The sequence below is a fragment of the Pedococcus ginsenosidimutans genome (genome assembly GCF_039544395.1).
GTDB lineage: Bacteria > Actinomycetota > Actinomycetes > Actinomycetales > Dermatophilaceae > Pedococcus > Pedococcus ginsenosidimutans.
Genome location: NZ_BAABLO010000001.1, coordinates 214,695 through 236,491 on the forward strand (window position 1 = coordinate 214,695; position 21,797 = coordinate 236,491).

The following is a 21,797-nucleotide window of genomic DNA, read 5'->3' on the forward strand; positions in this document are numbered from 1 at the left end:
CGGGCGTGGGCAGCCCGTGGCGGGCACGGCTAGGTTGCCTGCATGAGGCTGACGATCCTGGGCGGGGGCGGCTTCCGCACGCCGCTGGTCTACGGCGCGCTGCTCACCGACCACCACGAACGCCGCGTCGACGAGGTGCGGCTGCACGACGTCGACCCGGCACGGTTGGAGGCGATCGGGAGGGTCCTCGCACAGATGGGCGCGGGCCATGACGACGCCCCCACCGTCATCACGACGACCGAGCTCGACGAGGCGCTCGAGGGCGCCGACTTCGTCTTCTCCGCCATCCGGGTCGGCGGCCTCGAGGGGCGCACCGCGGACGAGCGCGTGGCCCTCGACCTCGGTGTCCTCGGGCAGGAGACCACGGGACCGGGCGGCCTCTCGTTCGGCCTGCGCACGCTGCCCGTGGCCCGCCACGTCGCCGAGCGCGTCCGGGCCCTGGCCCCCGACGCCTGGGTCATCAACTTCACCAACCCCGCAGGCATGGTCACCGAGGCCATGCAGCAGGTCCTCGGCGACCGGGCGGTCGGCATCTGCGACTCCCCCATCGCCCTGGCCCGCCGGGCTGCGGCCACCCTCGGCATCGACCCGGCCGGCACCACGGTCGACTACGTCGGGCTCAACCACCTCGGCTGGCTGCGCGGCCTGCACTCGGGTGGCCGCGACGTGCTCCCGGACCTGCTCGCCGACGACCGCCTGCTCGGCTCCATGGAGGAGGGGCCGCTGTTCGGCCTGGAGTGGCTGCGGACGCTCGGCGCGATCCCCAACGAGTACCTCTACTACTACTACTTCAACCGTGAGGCCGTCGCCTCGATCCGTGCCGCCGACCAGACCCGCGGCGAGTACCTCCTGGCGCAGCAGCGCGGCTTCTACGCCGCCCTCGCGAGGGCGGGCGACGACCCGTACGGCGAGTGGGACCGCGTGCGCAGGGAGCGCAACGCGACCTACATGAAGGAGGCCCGCGACGAGGGCCAGGAACGCGACGAGGACGACGTCCAGGGCGGGGGCTACGAGGGCGTGGCGCTGGCCATCATGGCCGCGATCGCCCGGGGCGAGGCCACCTCGCTGATCCTCAACGTACGCAGCGCGGGTGCGGTCCCGGGGGTGCCCGAGGACGCGGTGGTGGAGGTGCCCTGCACCGTCGACGCCGCCGGGCCCCGCCCCCTACCGGTCAGCCCGCTCACCGCCCACCAGCTCGGGCTCGTGCTGCAGGTCAAGGCCGTCGAGCGCCTGACGATCTCGGCCGCGGCGACGGGTTCGGAGCGCGAGGCCGTCGAGGCGTTCGCCCTGCACCCGCTCGTCGACTCGGTCACCGTCGCCCGCGAGCTGCTGCGCGGCTACCGCGCCCGGATCCCGGCCGTCGACGCCGTCTTCACCCGACGGCCCTGACGGGTCAGAGCAGGGCGGCGGCGTCGAAGGCGAAGTACGTGAGGATGATCTGCGCACCCGCCCGGCGGATGCCGATGAGCGACTCCATCATCACCCGCTCGCGGTCGATCCAGCCGTTCTCGGCAGCCGCGACGATCTGCGCGTACTCACCCGAGATCTGGTACGCCGCAACGGGAACCGGTGACATGGCAGCAGCAGCGGCGACGATGTCGAGGTGCGGCCCGGCGGGCTTCACCATGACGATGTCGGCGCCCTCGGCGATGTCGAGCTCCAGCTCGCGAAGGGACTCCGTGGCGTTGGCCGGGTCCTGCTGGTAGGTCGCGCGGTCACCCTGCAGCGAGGACTGCACCGCCTCGCGGAACGGGCCGTAGAGCCCGGAGGTGTACTTCGCGGAGTAGGCGAGGATGACCGTGTCGGTGAAGCCCTCGGCGTCGAGCGCGTCGCGGACGAAGGCCACCTGGCCGTCCATCATCCCGGAGAGCCCGAGGACCTCGGCGCCGGCGCGGGCCTGCGCGAGGCCCATCGCGGCATACCGCTCGAGCGTCGCGTCGTTGTCGACGCGGCCGTCGGCGGTGAGGACGCCGCAGTGCCCGTGATCGGTGAACTCGTCGAGGCAGAGGTCGGCCATGACGACCAAGCGGTCGCCCACCGCGTCGGCGACGGCGCGGAGCGCGACGTTGAGGATGCCGTCAGGGTCGTCCGCCCCCGAGCCCACCGCGTCCTTGTGCTCCGGGACGCCGAACAGCATGATCCCGCCGAGCCCGGCGTCGGCGGCGCGCTGCGCCTCGGCGACCAGCGACTCCACGGTGTGCTGGACGACCCCGGGCATGGCGGAGATGGCGACCGGCTCGGTGATGCCCTCACGGACGAACACCGGCAGCACCAGCTCGGCCGGGTGCAGCCGCGTCTCGGCGACGAGCCTGCGGACGGCGGGCGACTGGCGCAGCCGTCGGGGCCGCAGGACCGGCCCCGACGGGTGACCTGCTGGGTGGGTCAAGACCTGCTCACCTCGCGCGGCGACGCGAGGAGGACTTCTTCGCGCTCGGTCGGACGACGGCCTCACCGGCCTCGGCAGCAGCCGCGGCGAGGCCGAGGCCGTAGTCGGCCAGGGCGTCGACCAGCGCGTCCGAGGAGGCCTCGGGGGCGAGGACGTCGACCCGCAGGCCGTGCTCCTCCGCCGCCTTGGCCGTCGCCGGGCCGATGCAGGCGATCACCGTCGAGGGGTGCGGCTTGCCGGCGATGCCGACGAGGTTGCGCACGGTCGAGGACGAGGTGAACACCGCGGCGTCGAACTGGCCGCCCTTGATGGCCTCGCGGACCGCCGCGGCGGGCGGGGCCGCCCGTACGGTGCGGTAGGCCGTCACGTCGTCGACCTCCCAGCCGGCGGCCTGCAGGCCGGCGACCAGGGTGTCCGTGGCGATGTCGGCGCGCGGCAGGAAGACCCGGTTGATGGGGTCGAGCACCTCGTCGAACGGTGGCCAGTCCGCGAGCAGCCCGTTGGCGGACTTCTCGCCGGACGGCACGAGGTCGGGGACGATGCCCCACTCGTGCAGCGCCTCGGCGGTGACCCCGCCGACCGCGGCGACCTTGAGGCCGGCGAACGCGCGCGCGTCGAGCCCGAACTCCTCGAACTTCTCGCGGACCGCCTTGACGGCGTTGACGGAGGTGAAGCCGATCCACTCGTACCGACCGGTGACCAGGCCCTTGACCGCGCGCTCCATCTGCTGGGGCGTGCGCGGCGGCTCGACGCTGATCGTCGGCACGACCTCGGCGGTCGCGCCGTAGGACTCCAGGCGCGAGATCGTCGAGCCCGACTGCTCCTTGGTCCGCGGGACGAGGACGTTCCACCCGAACAGCGGCTTGGTCTCGAACCACGACAGCTGCTCGCGCAGGGCCACCGTGGTGCCGACGACCGCGAGGGCCGGGAACTCCACGGTCTTCATGACCTTGGCGACCTCACCGAGGGTGGTGACCCGGGTGGACTGGCGGATCGTCGTGCCGCGCTCGGTCAGGGCGACCGGGCTCGACTCCGGGCGGCCGGCCGCGAGCAGCTTGGCCAGTGCGCCGGCCAGGTCGTCCGGGGCGCCGAGCAGCACGACGGTGACCGACTCGGTCGCCGAGGCGGACCAGTCGACGGACCGGTCGTTGGCGGAGATGACGTGCACCGCCGGCGAGCTGCTCGAGGTCAGCGGGATGCCCGCGTAGGCGGGGACCGCGGTGACCGCGCTGACGCCGGGGACGATGTCGAAGCCGATGCCGGCCTTCTGGCAGGCGAGGGCCTCCTCGGCCAGACCGTTGAAGGTCGCCGGGTCGCCGTCCATGAGGCGTACGACGAGGCCGCCGTGGGCGGCCTTGGCCGCCTTGACGACCAGCTTGGCGCGCATCGCGTGGGTCAGCGGCTGGCCGTGGTCGCCGTGGCCGGCGTCGACGACCTCGACGTCGGCGCGGCAGTAGCGCTCGACGACGGACTCGCGGGCGACCTGGTCGATGACGACCGCGTCGGCCTTCGCGAGGAGCTCCAGCGAGCGCACGGTCATGAGACCGGCGTCGCCGGGGCCGGCGCCGACGAAGGCGACCCGACCGGGCAGACGGGTGGTGGGCTTGGTGGGCTGGGTCGAGCGCGTGGGGCTCACGTGGCACGCTCCGTGCTGTCGTGTTCTGGGCGGCGGTCGGGGGCGGCGAGCGGATGTGGTCCGTTCGCCCCGGCTGGGTCGGGGGGCCAGCTGTCGGCGGTGTGGTCGCGCAGGGCGGTCACGGCCGAGGGCCCCGGTGCGGCCGGCGGGCGTTCCTCAGGGCCGCGGAGCAGGTCGGTGCCGTCCTCGAGGAGCACGGCCGCCAGGCGGTGGCCGAGCGACTCGGCGTCGCCGACCGGACCCACGAGCGACCGGCGCAGGTCGACGGCGCCGTCGACGCTGCCGACGAACGCGCGCAGCGACAGCTCGAGGCCGTCCTCGCCCTCGACGACCTCGGCGAGCGCGCCGACGGGGGCGGAGCAGCCGGCCTCGAGGGCGGCGAGCACCGCGCGCTCGGCGGTCACGCAGGCCCTCGTGTCGGCGTCGTCGAGGACTGCCAGCGCCGCCCGGGTCGAGGCGTCGTCGGTGCGGCACTCGACGGCGAGCGCTCCCTGCCCCGGGGCGGGGAGCACCTGCAGCGGGTCGAGGGCCTCGGTGACCTCGTCGAGGCGGCCGAGCCGTGCGAGCCCGGCCCGGGCGAGGACCACGGCGTCGAGCGCACCGTCGCGGACCATCGAGATCCTGGTGTCGACGTTGCCACGGATGTCCTTGAAGCCCAGCCCCAGGCCGAGGGCCGCGAGCTGCGCGACGCGGCGCGGAGAGCCGGTGCCGACGACGGCACCCTCCCCCAGCTCGCCGAGCGTGCGACCGCCGGAGGCGACGAGGACGTCGCGGGGATCCTCCCGGCCCGGCACCGCGACGACGGTGAGACCGGGCTCCGGCGCGGTGGGCAGGTCCTTGAGGGAGTGGACGGCGAAGTCGACCTCACCCTCGAGGAGGGCCCGCCGCAGCGCAGCTGCGAACACACCGGTGCCGCCGAGGCTCGCGAGCGACTCGGTGGAGGTGTCGCCCTCGGTGACGATGGTGACCAGGTCGACGGTGTGGCCCAGCGCGCGGAGCCGGTCCGCGACCCAGCTGGACTGGGTGGTGGCCAGGGCGCTGCGCCGGGTGCCGAGGCGCAGGGTCAGGGGTGCGGCGGCGCGCACGGAGGTGTCGCTCACGGCATACCTCCCGACCGGGGCGGCGGGACCGAGGCGGTGGCCGCCTCGCCGGGGCCGAGGTCGAAGAGCTCGCGCAGGGCCTGGGCGTAGCCGTCGCCCTGGCCGCCGACGGCGAGCTCCTTCACGCGGACCGTCGGGGTGTGCAGGAGCTTCTCGACGATCCGGTGCACCGCGAGCTGCACCTCGGCCCGCGAGGTGTCGTCGAGGTCGGGGAGGCGCTGGTCGAGGCGGCTCAGCTCACCGGCGACCACGTCGGCGGCGTGGGAGCGCAGCGCGGCAACGGTCGGCGCAACCGTCTCGGCGGCACGGGAGGTGAGGTAGGCGGCCACCTCGCCGATGACGAGGTCGGCGACCTGCTGGACCTCGCTGGAGGTCTGGCTGCCGGCCAGGTCCTCGCCGAGGGAGGCCAGCCCGGCGAGGCTGACGCCGTTGAGCGAGTCGACCTCCGGGGCCACGTCGTGCGGCAGCGCCAGGTCGACGTAGGCCTGCGGACGGCCACCGCGGGCGACCTGCGCGTCGGCGGCGCAGGCGAGGCTGACCACGACACCGGTCGAGCCGGTGCAGGAGATCACCACGTCGGCGTCGGCGAGCGCGGGGCCGAGCTCGTCGAGCGGCCGGGACCGGCCGCCCGTGCGCTCGGCCAGGCGGGTCGCCTTGGACAGGGTGCGGTTGACGATGGTCAGGGAACGGACCCCGCGTCGCGCCACCGTGGTGGCCGCCAGGGAGCTCATGCCACCGGCACCCACGACGAGGACGTCGAGCCCCGACAGCGGGCCGAGGTCGCGCTCGGCCCGGGCCAGACCCGCCTCGACGAGCGAGACGCTCACGGCGTCGATGCCGGTCTCGGTGTGGGCACGCTTGCCCACCCGCAGGGCCTGCTGGAAGAGGGTGTTGAGCGACGGACCTGCGTGGCCTGCCCGCTGCGCCTCACGCAGCGAGGTGCGCATCTGGCCGAGGATCTGCGCCTCGCCCACCGCCATCGAGTCGAGCCCGCAGGCGACAGTGAAGGCGTGCGCGATCGCGCGGTCCTCGTAGTGGACGTAGAGGTGCTCGCGCAGCTCGTCGCGGGCCACGCCGGTGACCTCGGTGAGGGCGTCGGTGATGTCGGTGACGGCTCCGTGGAAGGTGAGCGACTCGGCGTACACCTCGGTGCGGTTGCACGTGGACACGACGGTGACCTCGGAGAGGTTGTCGCGCGCGAACAGGCCGGCGGCGAGGCGGCCGCGACCGGCGGCGTCGAGGGACATCGACTCGAGCAGGGACAGCGGTGCCGTGTGGTGCGACAACCCCAGGACGACGAGGCTCACCGGGACACCACCGCCGCGACGTCGAGCGCGCCCTGGGCGGCGAGCGCCTTGCGCTGCTCGTGGAAGGCGAGGATCTGCAGCTCGGTGGACAGGTCGACCTTGCGCACGTCCACGCCCTCGGGGACGACGAGCACGCAGGGGGCGAAGTTGAGGATCGAGCGGACGCCGGCCTTGACGAGCTGGTCGCAGACGCCCTGGGCGGAGGCGGCGGGAGTCGCGATGACACCGATGGCAAGGCCCTCGTCGTTGACGAGCGAGTCCAGCGCGTCCATCGGCTGCACGGCGATGCCGGCGATCTCCTGGCCGTGCAGGGCCGGGTCCTGGTCGAGCAGGGCGACGACGCGGAAGCCACGCGTGGCGAAGCCGCTGTAGGCCGCGAGCGCGTGGCCGAGGTTTCCCATGCCGACGATGGCCACGGGCCAGTCCTGGGTCAGGCCGAGCTCGCGCGAGATCTGGTAGGCGAGGTGGTCCACCTCGTAGCCCACGCCGCGCACGCCGTACGACCCGAGGTGGGAGAGGTCCTTGCGGAGCTTCGCGCTGCGTACCCCGGCGGCGGTGGCGAGCTCCTCGGAGGAGACGGAGGTGATCCCCCGCTCGGCGAGCCCGGTGAGGGCGCGCAGGTACTCCGGTAGCCGGGCCACCGTGGCGTCGGGGATGCCCCGACGAGCGCTCGGTTCGGCAGACAACGTCTTCTCCGGCTCCTTCTCGACCCACAGGGTCCGCACCTGGCTGATACGGGCTGCCCACGGCAGATTACGCTTTTGTGAACGGATGCACAAAGTCACAAGCCCGTCCCGACAGGTGATGACAACGCCTGTGAGCCAGGTCACCACGCGCGCTGCGCCGGACCCTACGGGCGGCCGGGGCGCGCCGTGTCCAGCGGGCGCTCAGGCCTGCAGGGCGGCCCGGAGCCGGGCCTCGTCGACCCGCCAGTAGTCGTGCTGCCGGCCGTCGACGAAGGTGACGGGGATCTGCTCGCCGTACTGCTCCAGCAGCGCCGGGTCGTCGAGGACGGACTGCTCCTCCCACTGCACGCCGAGGTCGGCCGCGACCCGGGCGATCACCGCGCGCGCGTCGTCGCACAGGTGGCAGCCCGGCCGCCCCAGCATGCGGACGCGGGGCACCGCGTCGGCGGGGTGCGGGTTCGGTACGTGCTCGGCCACCCGTCCAGCGTAGGCCGCGGCGTCCGCGGTGTGACGCGGGTCTCCTGACAAACGACTCGATATCGGCGAAACTGTGCGGCCAGGAGGTCCCCCATCAGGATGCGCCCACGCCGTCGTGCCGCGAAGCCGTTCGCGGGGCTCGGTCGCGCCCTCGTGCGGCCCTCCCCGTGGCCTTCGATGGTGCCGGCGATGGCACCTGCGGTGGCGCCCGCGACCGCCACCGGGCTCGCGGACCACGGCATGGCTGCCGCCACCGCCCAGTTCCTGGAGTCGCTGCGGCTCGCGCTCAGCCTCGCCGGCGACGCCGGCACCCTCGACGGCTCGGGCCGTGGCTCCGGAGGGCAGGGTGGCCACGGGCCGGGCGACACCGACGGCGGACGGGCCGCGCGGGCCGGCTTCGGCCCCGGCGAGGCGCCCCAGGACTTCGTGCGCATCTCGGCGCTGGTCGAGCTGGCCCAGCGCGGGGACTCCGAGGCGTTCGGCATGCTCTACGAACGCTACGTCGACGTGGTCTACCGCTACGTCTACGTGCGCGTGGGCGGCCAGCAGCTCGCGGAGGACATCACCTCCGAGACGTTCCTGCGGGCCCTGCGGCGCATGGACTCCTTCTCCTGGCAGGGCCGCGACATCGCCGCCTGGTTCATCACCATCGCGCGCAACCTGATCACCGACAACGCCAAGTCGGCCCGCTTCCGCATGGAGGTGACCACGGCCGACATGCTCGACGCCGACCCCCGGGTGGAGGCCGCACCGGACAACGAGGTCCTCGAGCGGCTGCGTGACGAGCGGCTCCTCACGGCGGTGAAGAACCTCAAGCCCGAGCAGGCCGAGTGCGTGGTCCTGAGGTTCCTGCAGGGCCTGACGCTGGCCGAGACCGCCAAGGTCCTCGGCAAGTCCGAGGGTGCGGTCAAGCAGCTCCAGCTGCGCGCCGTCCGTGCCCTCCACCGGGAGCTGGCCGATGTCGACCTCTAGGCCTCTCGGGCCCACGACATTTCGCTACGGCGCGGCGCGTAACTTCTGCGCACCCGGGTCGTTCTCAGCGCGACAGACCGTGACCGAGCTGGGGAGGGAGGTGTCGGCATGCCACTGATCAACCGCTCGGCCGATCGGTTCCAGCGCGCCCTGGAAGGGGAGCGCATCACCGACGACGAGCTCGACCGCCTGCTCGAGACCAGCCGCCGGCTCGCCACCGTGGGCTCGTCGCTGGGCCCCGGCCCGGACCCGGCGTTCGTCGCCACCCTGCGCGAGCGCCTGACCGCCGAGGCCGCCAACCTGCCTGCCGCGTCGACGCGGGCGCGGCGCACGGGCAACGCCGCCCGGTCGGCCGCGGGACCGGCCCCGGCCGTACTCGTCGTGGGCCGCGGCCTGCCGCGCATGCTCGCCGGCGCGACCGCCTCCGCACTCCTCGTCGGCGGGGTCGTGGGCCTGGTGTCCCGCGGCGCCGTGCCCGGCGACACGCTGTACCCGGTGAAGGGCTGGCTCGACGGCGTGGCCGTGCGCCTGGCGGACAGCGACCTCGACCGTGGCCGCACCCAGCTCGACCAGGCCCAGGAGCACATCTCCGACGCCCGCGACCTCGCCGACCGCCCCTCGCCCGACTCCCAGGACATCGACACCGCGCTCGACGCCGCCACCGGGTCGGTCATCGGTGGCCAGCGGTCGCTGGACCGGGCCTGGTCCGAGACGCAGAACCCCCAGGCACTGCTCGAGATGCGCGACTTCACCGCCCGCGCACTGCCCCAGGTCGACGCGCTGCGCACCGAGGTCCCCGCGGCGTCGCTGCCCGCGCTGCGCAGGCTCGAGTCGTTGCTGCGCCAGAGCGAGGTTGCGACCGCCCGACGCATCGCCGCGTGCGGAGGCGGGTGCGCGACGGCCCTGAGCTCAGGACTCGGACCGTCCTCGCTGCCCAGCTCGCTCACCGCCGGCCGCCCCGCGTCCGCCACCTCGACCGCCGCCCCCACCCGGACCGGGGTGACGGTGACCGTGCCCGGCGCACCCGTGACCAGTGGGGCCGGTGGCCTGCCGCCCGCCCCCAGCGTCTCGGGCGGGACCGGCGGCGTCGTCGTCGGCGGCGGGGGCAGCGGGGCGACCCTGTCCACCGGAGGGGCCACCGTCAACCTGCCGACCCTGAGCGCGACGCTGCCCCTGCCCTCGGCCACCCTTTCGGTGCCGCTGCCGTCGGCCACCGTGGGGACGGGCGGCGTGACGGCCACGGTGCCGGGCACCACGCTGGGACCGGTGACACTCCCGGGCGTGACGCTCTCCGTACCCTGACGCCGTCCACGCCCGACCCCCGAGGTGCGCCCGGTCAGGCGCGGGTGGCGCTGCTGATCAGGAGCAGCAGGGGTCAGAAGAAGACGGAGCGGCGCTGCATGAGCAGTGAGTAGAGCGTCTGCTGGATGGTTTCGCGGACCTGGTCGGTGAGGTCGAACACGAGCATGGGGTCGTCGGCGGCGGCAGGTCCGAGGTCGGCCGTCTCGACGGGTGAGCCGAACTCGATGATCCACTTGCTCGGCAGCGGGACGAGCCCCAGCGGGCCCAGCAGCGGCCAGGTGGGGGTGATCGGCGCGTAGGGGGCACCCATGAGCCGCGCCACGGTCTTCATGTTGCCGATGATCGGGTAGATCTCCTCGGCCCCCACGATCGAGCACGGGATGATCGGGGCACCCGTACGCAGCGCCGCCGAGACGAAGCCTCCACGGCCGAACCGCTGGAGCTTGTAGCGCTCGCTGAACGGCTTGCCGACTCCCTTGAAGCCCTCGGGCCACACCCCGCAGAGCTCGCCGTTGGACAACAGCCGCTCGGCGTCCGGGTTGGCCGCCAGGGTCGACCCGGACTTGCGCGCGATCTGGCCGACGACGGGCGTCTGGAACACCAGGTCGGCACCCAGCATGCGCAGGTGGCGGTGGGCAGGGTGCTCGTCGTGCACGGCGACCTGGGTCATCAGCGAGTCCATGGCGATCGTGCCGGAGTGGTTGGCCACGACGAGCCCGCCACCGGTCGCGGGGATGTTCTCGATCCCCCGCACCTCGACCCGGAACCACGAGCGGTAGAGCGGGCGCAGCACCGGCAGGTAGAAGTGCCGGGTGAAGTCCTCGTCGAAGCCGAACTCGTCGACCGAGTAGTCGCCGGTGAGTCGGCGCCGCAGGAAGGACAGCATGGAGGCGAGGTGGCGCTCGGCGTCCTCGGCGGAGATACCGGCAGCCTGTGCCGCGGCACGGACCGCTGCGATGCCGGCCGACAGGAGCTCCTCCACGCCCGGGGCGACGCTGCGGGTGGTGGCCTCCGGGGCCGGTACGGCGGCGAGCACGGGAGCATCGTCCGGCACCGCCTTGAGGGCACGGGCCGGCCGGGCCGCACTGCTGGCTGCTCCCGCCTTCGCCGGTCGGGTCGTCCGGGCGCCGGACCTGGCCACGGCCTTCCGGCTGGGGACCACCTTGGCTGCCGGCCGCGGGCGCGGGCGGTGCTTGCTGGTCGCGGCAGCTGCCGGCTGGGTGCTCGAGTCGTCGAGCGGGTTCGCGACCGGGGCGTCGGTGCGGGCCTCCGCGCGGTTGTCGGCCGCGGCGGACGACACCATCGGCGGCACCGTCGTGGCGGCCAGCAGCGGGGTGCTGCGGCGCTTGGCGCGCTCCCCCGACGCCCGTGCCGCGCCGGCGGCGAGCGCTCCGCGGCGGGGTGCGCCACCGGCACTCGAGGAGGCGGTCGCTTTCTTCGCCGTCCGCTTGGCGGCCGCCGTCTTCGCCGCGGTCGTCTTCGCGGCCGTCTTCGCGGTGGTGGACGTCGCCGCGGTCGTCTTCGCGGCCGTCTTCGCGGTGGTGGACGTCGCCGCGGTCGTCTTCGCGGTGGACTTCCTCGCCCCCGGAGTCTTCTTCGACGCCGTCTTCTTCGGGGTGGTCGCCATCAGTCGTTCCTCCCTGCGGGCCAGACGTGGCTGAGGGCCTGCGCCGCGGAGCCTGCCATCCCGGACACGGCGGAGCCCAGCGCCGCCCCGCCTGGCACGACGGCAGCGATGCCGCGGACGTAGTCCTCGAAAGCGGCCCGCGTCGAGTACACGGGCTCGAAGCCGAGCACCTCGCGCATCCGGCGGGTGTCCAGGCCGCGGCCGAAGGCGAGGAACTGGATCTGGTCGCTGCTGAAGTCGGCGAGGCCGGAGCGCTTGAGGACGAGGCCGAAGAGCCCCGCGGCCGGCATGGGCACGGGCAGCACCGGACGGCCCGCGAGGCCGGCGGCCTGGGTGACGGTGATGACGCCGTCGCCGGCGATGTTGGTGATCCCGCTCGACGGGCCGGTCGTCGCGAGCAGCAGCGCCCCGACGGCGTCGGACTCGTGCACGAACTGCAGGCGCGCGTCGTAGCCGAGCGGCACGGGCACCACGGGAAGGGCGAAGTAGTCGGTGAGCGAGGTGCGGATGCCCGGGCCGATGATGTTGGCGAAGCGCAGCATCGAGATGTCGACGTCGGGGCGGCGGCGGGAGAACCCGCGCACGTAGCCCTCCACCTCGACCGAGTCCTTGCCGAACCCCGCGCGGGGCAACGCCTTCGGACCCATGTCCTCGGTGAACATGGCCGGGTCCCGCGGGCTCGAGCCGTAGACGGCAGCAGACGACTTCACCACGAGGCGCCGGATGCTCGGCGCCTTCTGGCACGCCGCGAGGAGCTGCATCGTGCCGATGACGTTGATCTCCTTCTGGGAGGTCCGTCCACCGGCGTGGGTCGGTGTCGCGATGACGTTCATGTGGACGACGGTGTCGACCTCGGCCTGCGCGATGATCTTGCCGATCATGGGGTTGCGGATGTCCGCCCGGACGAACTCGGCCCGGCCGATGTCGTGCGGCGGGGGGATCACGTCGACGCCGATGACGCGCTCGACGGACGGGTCGGCGGTGAGCTGACGGGCGAACTTCCCGCCGAGGTAGCGGGAGACGCCGGTCACGAGGACGACCTCTGCCACAGCACCTCCCCTGGTACGCCGGTCACGGACGTCGCGACTGCTGCCACCCTACCCAGCGACCCGGGGTCGCCGAAGGCCCAGTCCCGGTCGTGGACGCCGCGTCTGGTGGGGGCAGACGAAAGGCCCCCGCGGTGCGGGGGCCTTCGATCACTTCTTGTTGCGACGCTGGTGGCGAGTCTTGCGCAGAAGCTTGCGGTGCTTCTTCTTCGCCATCCGCTTGCGGCGCTTCTTGATGACAGAGCCCATGGTGTCCTCTTGGTCGTGGTCGTGTTGCCGGACGGGGCAACGAACCAACGCACCACGCCGAACAGTGGTGGCCACTCTAGCGGCCCCGCGCGCCCCAACCCAAACCCGGTCCACGGCGCGCAGCTGGCGGGAAGCCGACGTGGCAGCGGCGGCAGTCCGCCAAAGCAGTCGAGTAACCCGAGGTCGGGCGGCCTCGTTGACAGCGCGACCGGGTCATCGAGGACCCGCCAGCCAGCAGGAGATTCCCGTGAAGTCGTCCCGCAAGCACTCGATCGCCGTGGGGGTGTGCCTGCTCACCGCGGCCGCCACCGCACTCCCCCTGTCCTCGGCCGCCGGAGCCACAGCCTCGCCCCCCACGGCCGACCCCGGCTCGGCGCTCACGGGACTCGGCGACACCGTCGACGCCCTGGCGAAGACCCTCGACACGCGCTCGGTCGACCGCCCGGTGGTTCCCACCACGGCGGCGAAGGACGCGGTCACCGCACTCCTGTCCCGCAGTGGCCACGGCGCCCGGGCGACGTGGGACGAGAGGTTCGGGACGCTGCGGTCGCTGCGCGGCCAGCAGCCCCTGACGGCGCCGACGAGCGGCACGGCAGTCAGCATCGCGCGCAGCTGGCTCCGGGCCAACGCCGCCGCATTCGGCCTCTCCACCACCCAGGTCGACGGGCTCGCCGTCGTGCGCGACCACGCGCTGCCCGGCACGGGCACCCACGTCGTCGACCTGGTCCAGACCGCGGCCGGGGTGCCCGCTGCCCGCGGGGGCCGGCTCAACGTCGCGGTCACCCAGGACGGCCGGATCCTCTCCTACGCGGGCGACCCCACCCCGGGAGCAGGCCTCACCGGCGGTTGGGTGCTCGGGGAGGGCGGCGCCGTGCTCGCGGTCGCGGGCGCCCTCGCCCCCGGCATCGCGTTCTCCCCACAGGCCACGGGAACCCAGGCGGGCTACACGACCTTCGCGCGCGGCCCCTTCGGCGGTCCCTCGTACGCCAAGAAGGTCACCTTCGGCACGCGGACCGGCAGCGTCGCGGCCTACAAGGTCTACTTCATCAAGAGCCCGACCGAGGCGTGGGAGGTCGTGGTCGACGGGACCACCGGCCGCACCCTGTACCGCGCGTCCGTCGTCCAGCACGCCGAGGACCCGCAGGGCACGGTCTACGACAACTACCCCGGGGCCGCCAGGGGCGGAATGCCACGCCAGCAGTCCTTCGGGCCGAGCGCGCAGTCACCCAAGGGCTGGGTGGACCCCACCAGCCTCGCCGGCACCGGCGTGACGACCTACGGCAACAACGCCGACACCTACGCCAACTGGTCCAACTACCTCGCGCCCGTCGACAACGCGCCCCGCCCGGTCTCGCCCACCGGCAACTTCAGCTACACGTACACCAACCAGTGGGCGGCGACGAAGGGCCAGACCGTGCCGCCGTCCTACGCCCAGGACCTCGACCCCGCCGCGACCAACCTCTTCTTCCAGCACAACCGGATCCACGACGAGTACTACGCGCTCGGGTTCACCGAGACGGCCGGCAACTTCCAGCTGGACAACGGGTCGAACGGTGGCATGGGCGGTGACGCGATCCGTGGCCTCGTCCAGGCCGGGGCGGCCTCGGGCGGCAGCCCGACCTACACCGGTCGCGACAACGCCTACATGCTGACGCTCGACGACGGCATCCCGCCGTGGAGCGGCATGTTCCTGTGGGAGCCGATCGACGACGCCTTCGAGGGTCCCTACCGCGACGGCTCGTTCGACATGAGCGTGATCCAGCACGAGTACACCCACGGCCTGTCGACCCGGTACGTCGCCGGCGGCAGTGCGCTCGGCTCGCAGCAGGCCGGGTCGATGGGTGAGGGCTGGTCCGACTGGTACGCGCTCAACCACGGCTTCAACGCCGGGTTGCTGACCAAGCCGATCGTCGGCGACTACGTCACCGGCAACGCGACCCGCGGCATCCGCAACTGGAACTACGACCAGAACCCGACGACGTTCGGCGACATCGGCTACGACCTCACCGGTCCCGAGGTCCACGCCGACGGCGAGATCTGGACGGCGACCCTGTGGGACCTGCGCAAGGCGCTCGTGGCGCGATACGGCGCGGTGAAGGGCGCGGACGTCGCAGCCCGCATCGTGACCGACGGCATGCCGCTCACCGCCCCCGACCCGTCCTTCCTCGACGCCCGGGACGGCATCCTCTCGGCCGACCTCGACCGCTTCCACGGCGACGACACCGACCTCATCTGGTCGGTCTTCGCCCGGCGCGGTGCCGGCGCCTCGGCGAAGTCGGTCACGGGCGACGACACCGACCCGACGCCGGGGTTCGACCACCCGGCTGCAGCCCTCAACGGCACGGTCGCGCTGACGGTGCTCAACGCCACCACCGGCAAGCCCGTGCCCGGAGCGAAGGTCATCCTCGGTCGCTTCGAGGCACGGGTGACCCCTCTGGGACGCACCGGCTCCACCGGCGGCTTCTCCGTCAAGGCGGTCTCCGGAACCTACCCGCTGACCATCCAGGCCCCTGGCTTCGGTGTGCAGACCATCGACGGGTTCGCCGTCGCCGCCGGGAAGAACGCGGCCCGCACGATCAAGCTGGCCCCCAACCTCGCCTCCACCGCGGCGGGCGCCACCGTGGTCAGCGCCTCGAGCCAGGACGACGGTGCCCCGGCGAAGTTCGCCTTCGACGACACCGCGGCCTCGGTCTGGGCGACCAGGGCCGGCACCACGCCGTACAACGACGGCCCCGACGAGCGCGTGACCGTGAAGCTGGCCGCGCCCGCCACCGTGAGCAGCGTGCGGGTCAGCGCGTTCAAGGCCACCAACGCCTCACGGTTCACGGCCCTCAAGGACTTCACGGTCCAGACCTCGACCGACGGCGTCACCTGGAAGACCGCCCGGACCGGAGGCTTCGCGTACGCCGCCCCGCGGCCGACCGCGCCCGACCTCAACTTCACGACGTTCGCCCTGGCGACCCCGGTGAAGGCGGCCTACGTGCGGTTCTTCGTCGACTCCGTGCAGGGCAACACGGCCACCCAGGCGCAGGTCGCCGACATCGAGGTCTTCGGCTCGGGTCCGGTGGTCCAGAACGGCTCGGTCACGCCCGACCCGGCCTACACCGACTCCGGCACCATCACGGCCCCCAACCCTGCTGCCGGTGACGCCACCGGCCTGCAGAACGTCTTCGGGGTCACCGGGACCGAGATGAGCACCGCCTGCACCTTCCCGCCCGCCAGCCAGGGCGTGGACGGCTGGGTGACGAAGTTCCCCGCAGGTTTCTCCGACGGTCTGCACTCGGTGTCGGTGAAGGGTACGAGCGACGCGGACGCCACGGTGGGGCACGACCTGGACCTGTACTTCCTCGACAGCGCCTGCCAGCTCACCGGGTCGGTGGCCACCGCCGCAGCCGACGAGTCGGCGGTCATCCCGCCGGGCTCGGTCTACCTCGTCACGCAGCTCTACACGGGCGCCGACGTGGCCGTGCAGGTGACCGCGGTCGACAACCGCTGACGAGCCCGTCCGCCGTCGCAGCGCCTGGGTGACACGGAAGGGGCGGGCCGGGACCACCTCGGTCCCGGCCCGCCCCTTCTTCGTGCTCTCAGCCGACGATCAGGCGGTGTCGACGTACGACGTGCGCAGGTACTTGTGCACGGCGTCTTCCGGGACCCGGAAGGACCGGCCGACGCGGATGGCGGGAAGCTCTCCTGCGTGCACCATGCGGTACACCGTCATCTTCGACACGCGCATGATCGAGGCCACCTCGGCAACGGTCAGGAACCGCACCTCGGCGAGCTGTCGCTCGTTGGACATGTCCACCTCGATCTTCTGCACGCGCGCATCGCCGGCTTCCCCTCCGGCGGACTCCTACGCTCGTGCATGAGGAACTGTAGGGGCAGATGTGACTCGTGGGGAAGTCAATGGGAAAACTTGCCCCACGATGTCCAGTCGACACGCCGCACAAGGGAGGAAATGTCAGTCGAACCAGGGGTCGAGGCCGTGCAGGGGGAAGACGGCCTGCCGGGTCGCCATGACCGCCCGGTCGACCTCGCTGTGCGGGTTGTAGCCCATGTCCCAGGGCTGGTGCCAGATCGGCCCCTCGGCCGGGTCGCGGTCGCCCATCCGGCGCGGACCGACTCGTCCGAGCAGGGTCTGGACGTGGTCCAGCCACTCCTCCGGCACCGGCTCGGTCAGGGCCACCGGCTGGTGGGCCGCGATCGCGGTGAGGTGCGTCCACGTCCGCGGCACGACGTCGACGACCTCGTAGCCGCCACCCCCGAGGGCGACCCAGCGCCCCTGGCACACCTCGTGGGAGAGGCGGTGCAGGGCCTCGGCCGCCGCGCGCTGGGCGTCGACCGACAGGGCGAGGTGGGCGAGGGGGTCCTGCACGTGGGTGTCGCAGCCGTGCTGGGTGACCAGCACGTCGGGCCTGAACGCCCGCACGAGCGGCAGGGCCGTGGCGTGCAGCCCGCGCAACCACGCGGAGTCTCCGGTGCCGGGAGGCAGGGCGACGTTGACGGCCTCACCCTGCGCGGACGGACCACCGACGTCGCCGGCGAACCCGGTGCCGGGGAACAGGGCGCGCCCCGACTCGTGCAGCGAGATGGTGAGGACCCGGGGGTCGTCCCAGAAGATCCGCTCGACGCCGTCGCCGTGGTGCACGTCGACATCGACGTAGGCGACCCGCTCGGCGCCGTGGTCGAGCAGCCACTGGATGCCGACCGCGATGTCGTTGTAGATGCAGAAGCCCGAGGCGTTGCCGGCCATGGCGTGGTGCAGGCCCCCGCAGAAGTTGACCCCGTGCTCGGTACGCCCCTCCCACACGTCGGCGCAGACCACGCGGGTGCCCTCGGCCACCCGGGCGCTGGACTCGTGCATGCCGCTGAACGCCGGGTCGTCCTCGGTGCCGAGCCCCATCGAGCCGTCGGCCGAGTCAGGGTCCTTGGACGCGGCCCGGACCGCCGCGACGTAGAGGGGGTCGTGGACCGTCTCGAGCACCGCGTCGTCGGGCACCTCGGGCGAGAACACCTCGACCCCGGCAGCATCGAAGACACCGAGCGCCTCGCACAGCCGGGCGGTCAGGTCGAGCCGGACCGGGTTCATCGGGTGGCCCGGCCCGAAGTCGTAGGCGGTGAAGCCTGGGTCCCAGACCACCCGCACCTGTGAGGGCATGACGGGAACGCTACCCGTGCGGTCGCCCCCGCGGACAGCACGGTCCCACCTGCAGGGACGCGGTAGCGTGGCGCCCTCACGTCGACGACGCCGCGGAGGGCCGCTCAAGTGGGTAAGAAGCTGTACGAGGACGACGTCCTCGTGATCGGGCTGGGTCGCTTCGGTGGTGCCGTCGCCGTCGAGCTCCAGCGTCTCGGCCACCACGTCGTCGCCGTCGAGCGCGACCCCGCGCTGGCGGAGACGTTCCTGGGCAAGGTCTCCCGCATCGTGCAGGCGGACGCCGCCCAGCCCCAGTCCGCGGCCAACCTCAAGGCCCGCAGCTTCAAGCTGGCCGTCGTGGGCATCGGGTCGTCGGTGGAGGCGTCGGTGCTGTGCGCGATGAACCTCGTCGACGCCGGCATCCCCACGATCTGGGCCAAGGCCCTCAGCCCCGAGCACGCGCGGATCCTCGACCGGATCGGCGTCCACCACGTCATCTCCCCCGAGGCCGAGAGCGGGCGACGGGTCGCCCACCTGGTCAACGGCAAGCTCATGGACTACATCGAGTTCGACGACGGCTTCGCGATCGTGAAGATGAAGCCGCCGCAGGAGTCGATCGGCTTCACGTTGGGGCAGAGCCAGATCCGCAGCAAGTACGGCGTCACCGTGGTCGGGGTCAAGGCGCCCGGCCACGACTTCACCTATGCCGTCCCGGAGACCAAGGTCACCGCCCACGACACCCTCATCGTCAGCGGTCCCACCGACCTGCTCGACCGCTTCGCCTCACGCCCCTAGGCAGGAATGGGCGCCAGGGGCGCCCTCGTCCGCGTCAGAGGGACGGGGTCCCGCGGTCCTCGCCCAGCGGCAGGACCATGGCGATCTCGTCCTCGGGCTCGTCGCCGTTCCTGACCCGCATCGGGCGGCGGCTGTCGGTGGGGCGGAAGCCGAACCCGCTGGCGAAGGCGACGGCGCGACCGTTGTCCGACCCCACCCAGTACGCGAGGTGGGTGCGGCCCTGCTCGCGAGCCGCGTCCGCACCAGCCTGGACCAGGCGGGTGGCCACCCCGGTGCCGCGCGCCGACGGCGCGACCCACAGCCCGAAGAGCTCGGCCACCTTGTCGTTGGCCTCCTGGGCCTGACCGATGCTGGCCACGCCCACGGACTGGCCCTCGACCTCGGCGAGCAGCCGCTGGGAGCGACGCATGCGGGCGCGCCAGAAGTCCTCGTCGTAGGCACGTTCCTCGTCGGCGGTCGCGACGAAGGCCTCGGGTGACTCCTCCAGGGCGCTCAGGCGGGCCGTCCGGTACTGCTCCCACTCGTCCTCGCCCAGTCGGCGCACGGTGATGTCGCTCATGCGGAACACTCTCGCACGCGCAGGGGCCGCGCCGTCAGATGGGTTTTCCCAGAGTTCACCAAGAGCCGGCTGGGAGCTCGCTGAGGACCACGGCCATCTCGAACTCGGTGACGGAGGGCTCGTGCGGCATCACGCCCGTCCTGCCCGTGGGGCGAAAACCCATGCGCTCGTAGAGGGCCCGCGCCGGGGTGTTCTCGTGGGCCACCTCCAGCACGACGCGCCGCAGCCCGTCCCGCACCGCTGCCTCGAGCACCGTACGCACCAGTCGCTCACCCACCTGCTTGCCGCGCGCCGACGGGTCGACCCACATGCCCACCAGGACGCACTCGTCGTCCGGCCCCTCGGGCACCTGGAAGGCGCCCACGGAGCCGACGGCCCCGCCGTCGCTCAGAGCCAGCCACGTGCGGGACTGGCCCACCAGCCGCTGCCACTCCTCGTCGGTGCGGGCAGCCGCCTCGTCGTAGGTCGTCCAGAAGGCGCGCGGGGCGCCCCTGAGCGCGGCGAGGCGCAGGTCACGGTAGGTCCGCCAGTTCGAGCCGTCGACGCGGACCACCTCGAGCCGGTCGACCGGCTGGGGGTCGAGGACGCTGTCACTCATGGCCGGACGCCAGCTCGTGCGACCGGTTGGCGGCCGCCTCCATCGCGGTGATGAACGCCGCCCTCACCTTGTGGTCGTCGAGCTGGCGCAGGGCGGCTGCCGTCGTGCCGCCAGGTGAGGTGACCTGCTCGCGCAGGACGGTCGGGTGCTGCCCCGTCTCGCGCATCATGGTCGCCGCGCCGAACAGGGTCTGGACCACCAGCTCCGTGGCGGTCGGCCGGGGCAGCCCCAGCACGACGCCGGCCTCGATCATGGCCTCGACGACGTAGAAGATGTAGGCGGGCCCGGAGCCGCTGATGGCTGTGACGGCGTCCTGGTGCTTCTCGGCGACCTGGACCACGCGCCCGCACGACCTCAGCAGCTCGGAGGCCTCCTCGGTGTGCGCGGCGTCGGCGCTGCGGCCCGGGCTGACCGCGGCCATGCCCTGGTCGACCAGCGCAGGCGTGTTGGGCATAACGCGGACCACCGCGACGCCGGCCGGCAGCCGCGCCTCCAGCCACGCAGTCGGGATGCCCGCGGCGAGGCTGACGACGAGGTTGCCCGGCGAGAGCTGGTCGCTGATCTCCTCGACGAGCAGGGCCATGTCCTGCGGCTTGACGACCAGCACCACCGTGTCCGCCGCCCGGGCGGCCTCCACGTTGGACAGGGCGCGCACGCCGTACCGCTCGACGAGGTCGGCGGCGCGCTCGGGGCGCCGGGCCGTGACGACCAGGTCGTCCACGCTGCGCCCGGAGCGGACCAGCCCGGACAGCAACGTCTCACCCATGACACCGGCACCGAGGATCGCGACAGTTCCCATGGGGGAAGTGTGTCAGCCGGTGGCGGTGCCGGGCTCCTCAGTTCTTCGAGGCGAGACCGCGCAGGAAGAACATGGTGTTGGCGGGACGCTCGGCCATGCGGCGCATGAGGTAGCCGTACCACTGCTCGCCGTAGGGGATGTAGACACGCATCTGGTGGCCCCTGTCGGCGATGCGCTTCTGCTCCTCGGGCCGGATGCCGTACAGCATCTGGTACTCGTAGCTGTCGGAGTCGCGGCCGTGGTGGTCGGCGAGGGCGGCGGTGATCTCGAGCAGCCGGGGGTCGTGGCTCGCGACCATCGGGTAGCCGTCGCCGGCCATGAGGATCTTGAGGCAGCGCACGTAGCTCTGGTCGACCTCCCCCGACGACTGGTAGGCGACGGACTCCGGCTCCTTGTAGGCGCCCTTGCACAGCCGCACGCGGCTGCCCTCGTGGGCGAGGTCGCGGCAGTCGGCCTCGCTGCGCCGAAGGTAGGACTGGATCACGGCGCCGACCCAGGGGAAGTCCTGCCGCAGCTCGCGCAGCGACTCCAGCGTGGCGTCGGTCGTGGTGTGGTCCTCCATGTCGAGGGTGACGGTCGTGCCTGCGTTGGCCGCGGCCTGGCAGATCTCGCGGGCGTGCTCGAGCGCGATCTTGTGGCCGTCACCGGGGAGGTACTGGCCGAGCGCCGAGAGCTTGAGGCTCACCTCGCCCATGCCGTGCTGCGAGAGGTCGGCGTCCGCGAGCGCCGCGAGCAGCTCGAGGTAGTGGTCGCGGGTGCGGATCGCCTGGGTGAGGTCGGTGGTGTCCTCGCCGAGGTAGTCGATGGTCGCGAGCCGGTTGGTGGCCCGCAGCTCGGCGGTCGCGGCCACCGCGTCGGCCGTGCGCTCGCCCGGGACGAAGCGCCGCACGACGCTGCGGCTCACCGGCGCCTTCTCGACCGCCTGCCGGACCGTCCCGCTCTTGGAGAGCTGGAGCAGGGAGTTGCGCAGCAGGTCACTGGCGTCCACAGGGGTCCTTCCGACGTCGAGGGGTGGCCATCCGAGGCCGTCCCCAAGGCTAACGTCAGCTCCGGGGTCCCCCGTACGCGAGCCTCCAGCGACCTGGACGGACGTCCCCGTGGACTCCCCCGCTCGAGCCCGAGCA

General features: G+C 72.8%; 21 protein-coding genes. 6 read left to right on the forward strand and 15 right to left on the reverse strand.

Features of this window, described 5'->3' with window-relative positions; genetic code table 11:
• The first annotated feature begins 42 nt into the window (after positions 1–42).
• Complete coding sequence (locus tag ABEA42_RS01110) at positions 43–1,389, forward strand: 6-phospho-beta-glucosidase (RefSeq protein ID WP_345500561.1); 1,347 nt, start codon at positions 43–45, stop codon at positions 1,387–1,389.
• A 4-nt stretch (positions 1,390–1,393) separates the two neighbouring features.
• Here the strand turns inward: ABEA42_RS01110 and hemB are convergent, their stop codons facing one another.
• The 6 genes from hemB to ABEA42_RS01140 form a co-directional block, all read right to left on the reverse strand.
• A complete protein-coding gene (gene hemB, locus ABEA42_RS01115; protein WP_345500563.1) occupies positions 1,394–2,386 on the reverse strand; it encodes a porphobilinogen synthase in 993 nt (330 codons plus the stop codon).
• A 7-nt stretch (positions 2,387–2,393) separates the two neighbouring features.
• Positions 2,394–4,022, reverse strand: a complete 1,629-nt coding sequence (locus ABEA42_RS01120; protein ID WP_345500565.1) for a bifunctional uroporphyrinogen-III C-methyltransferase/uroporphyrinogen-III synthase — start codon at positions 4,020–4,022, stop codon at positions 2,394–2,396.
• Positions 4,019–5,122 carry a hydroxymethylbilane synthase gene (gene hemC / locus ABEA42_RS01125; RefSeq protein WP_345500567.1) on the reverse strand — a complete coding sequence of 368 codons (1,104 nt, stop codon included), beginning with the start codon at positions 5,120–5,122 and terminating at the stop codon, positions 4,019–4,021. The genes ABEA42_RS01120 and hemC overlap by 4 nt, the downstream gene beginning before the upstream one ends.
• Positions 5,119–6,429 (reverse strand): glutamyl-tRNA reductase, encoded by a 1,311-nt coding sequence (locus tag ABEA42_RS01130; RefSeq protein ID WP_345500569.1) that lies wholly within the window; start codon positions 6,427–6,429, stop codon positions 5,119–5,121. Before ABEA42_RS01130 ends, hemC begins: the two co-directional genes overlap by 4 nt.
• Positions 6,426–7,115 carry a redox-sensing transcriptional repressor Rex gene (locus ABEA42_RS01135; protein WP_345501403.1) on the reverse strand — a complete coding sequence of 230 codons (690 nt, stop codon included), beginning with the start codon at positions 7,113–7,115 and terminating at the stop codon, positions 6,426–6,428. Before ABEA42_RS01135 ends, ABEA42_RS01130 begins: the two co-directional genes overlap by 4 nt.
• Positions 7,116–7,316: 201 nt before the next feature.
• Positions 7,317–7,538, reverse strand: a complete 222-nt coding sequence (locus ABEA42_RS01140; RefSeq protein ID WP_345501404.1) for a glutaredoxin family protein — start codon at positions 7,536–7,538, stop codon at positions 7,317–7,319.
• A gap of 243 nt (positions 7,539–7,781) precedes the next feature.
• Here ABEA42_RS01140 and ABEA42_RS01145 point away from each other — a divergent pair, with 243 nt between their 5' ends.
• Complete coding sequence (locus ABEA42_RS01145; RefSeq protein ID WP_345500570.1) at positions 7,782–8,564, forward strand: sigma-70 family RNA polymerase sigma factor; 783 nt, start codon at positions 7,782–7,784, stop codon at positions 8,562–8,564.
• 108 nt (positions 8,565–8,672) lie between these two features.
• Positions 8,673–9,866 carry a hypothetical protein gene (locus ABEA42_RS01150; RefSeq protein ID WP_345500571.1) on the forward strand — a complete coding sequence of 398 codons (1,194 nt, stop codon included), beginning with the start codon at positions 8,673–8,675 and terminating at the stop codon, positions 9,864–9,866.
• Between the two features lie 73 nt (positions 9,867–9,939).
• Here the strand turns inward: ABEA42_RS01150 and ABEA42_RS01155 are convergent, their stop codons facing one another.
• The gene (locus tag ABEA42_RS01155) at positions 9,940–10,902 is read right to left on the reverse strand and encodes a lysophospholipid acyltransferase family protein (protein WP_345500573.1); all 963 of its coding nucleotides are present in this window, start codon (positions 10,900–10,902) and stop codon (positions 9,940–9,942) included.
• A 22-nt stretch (positions 10,903–10,924) separates the two neighbouring features.
• Here ABEA42_RS01155 and ABEA42_RS01160 point away from each other — a divergent pair, with 22 nt between their 5' ends.
• Entirely contained in the window at positions 10,925–11,527 is a 603-nt protein-coding gene (locus tag ABEA42_RS01160; protein WP_345500574.1) for a hypothetical protein, read from the forward strand.
• On the opposite strand, the gene ABEA42_RS01165 is transcribed toward ABEA42_RS01160, so the two are convergent.
• Positions 11,493–12,542 (reverse strand): NAD-dependent epimerase/dehydratase family protein, encoded by a 1,050-nt coding sequence (locus tag ABEA42_RS01165; RefSeq protein ID WP_345500575.1) that lies wholly within the window; start codon positions 12,540–12,542, stop codon positions 11,493–11,495. The two genes, ABEA42_RS01160 and ABEA42_RS01165, sit on opposite strands and share 35 nt — an antisense overlap.
• A 147-nt stretch (positions 12,543–12,689) precedes the next feature.
• On the reverse strand, positions 12,690–12,788 hold the full coding sequence (locus tag ABEA42_RS01170; RefSeq protein ID WP_003792170.1) for a 30S ribosomal protein bS22: 99 nt from the start codon (positions 12,786–12,788) through the stop codon (positions 12,690–12,692).
• A 247-nt stretch (positions 12,789–13,035) separates the two neighbouring features.
• Between ABEA42_RS01170 and ABEA42_RS01175 the strand changes: the two genes are divergently transcribed.
• The gene (locus ABEA42_RS01175; protein WP_345500576.1) at positions 13,036–16,284 is read left to right on the forward strand and encodes a M36 family metallopeptidase; all 3,249 of its coding nucleotides are present in this window, start codon (positions 13,036–13,038) and stop codon (positions 16,282–16,284) included.
• 99 nt (positions 16,285–16,383) lie between these two features.
• Here ABEA42_RS01175 and ABEA42_RS01180 read toward each other — a convergent pair whose 3' ends face one another.
• Positions 16,384–16,584, reverse strand: coding sequence for a helix-turn-helix domain-containing protein (locus tag ABEA42_RS01180; RefSeq protein WP_056915613.1), 201 nt, complete (start codon positions 16,582–16,584; stop codon positions 16,384–16,386).
• 162 nt (positions 16,585–16,746) lie between these two features.
• Positions 16,747–17,943 (reverse strand): acetoin utilization protein AcuC, encoded by a 1,197-nt coding sequence (locus tag ABEA42_RS01185; protein WP_345500578.1) that lies wholly within the window; start codon positions 17,941–17,943, stop codon positions 16,747–16,749.
• Positions 17,944–18,051: 108 nt separating this feature from the next.
• Here ABEA42_RS01185 and ABEA42_RS01190 point away from each other — a divergent pair, with 108 nt between their 5' ends.
• Positions 18,052–18,717, forward strand: coding sequence for a potassium channel family protein (locus ABEA42_RS01190; protein ID WP_345500579.1), 666 nt, complete (start codon positions 18,052–18,054; stop codon positions 18,715–18,717).
• Between the two features lie 34 nt (positions 18,718–18,751).
• Here ABEA42_RS01190 and ABEA42_RS01195 read toward each other — a convergent pair whose 3' ends face one another.
• Genes ABEA42_RS01195 through ABEA42_RS01210 form a run of 4 tightly spaced genes read right to left on the reverse strand, consistent with a single transcriptional unit; the run spans position 18,752 to position 21,661 of the window.
• A complete protein-coding gene (locus tag ABEA42_RS01195) occupies positions 18,752–19,276 on the reverse strand; it encodes a GNAT family N-acetyltransferase (RefSeq protein ID WP_345500581.1) in 525 nt (174 codons plus the stop codon).
• 55 nt (positions 19,277–19,331) lie between these two features.
• Positions 19,332–19,874: a GNAT family N-acetyltransferase gene (locus ABEA42_RS01200; protein ID WP_345500582.1), complete on the reverse strand. Its 543-nt coding sequence runs from the start codon at positions 19,872–19,874 to the stop codon at positions 19,332–19,334.
• A complete protein-coding gene (gene proC, locus ABEA42_RS01205; RefSeq protein WP_345500584.1) occupies positions 19,867–20,673 on the reverse strand; it encodes a pyrroline-5-carboxylate reductase in 807 nt (268 codons plus the stop codon). Before proC ends, ABEA42_RS01200 begins: the two co-directional genes overlap by 8 nt.
• Before the next feature lie 37 nt (positions 20,674–20,710).
• The gene (locus ABEA42_RS01210) at positions 20,711–21,661 is read right to left on the reverse strand and encodes a proline dehydrogenase family protein (protein ID WP_345500586.1); all 951 of its coding nucleotides are present in this window, start codon (positions 21,659–21,661) and stop codon (positions 20,711–20,713) included.
• Between the last annotated feature and the right edge of the window lie 136 nt (positions 21,662–21,797).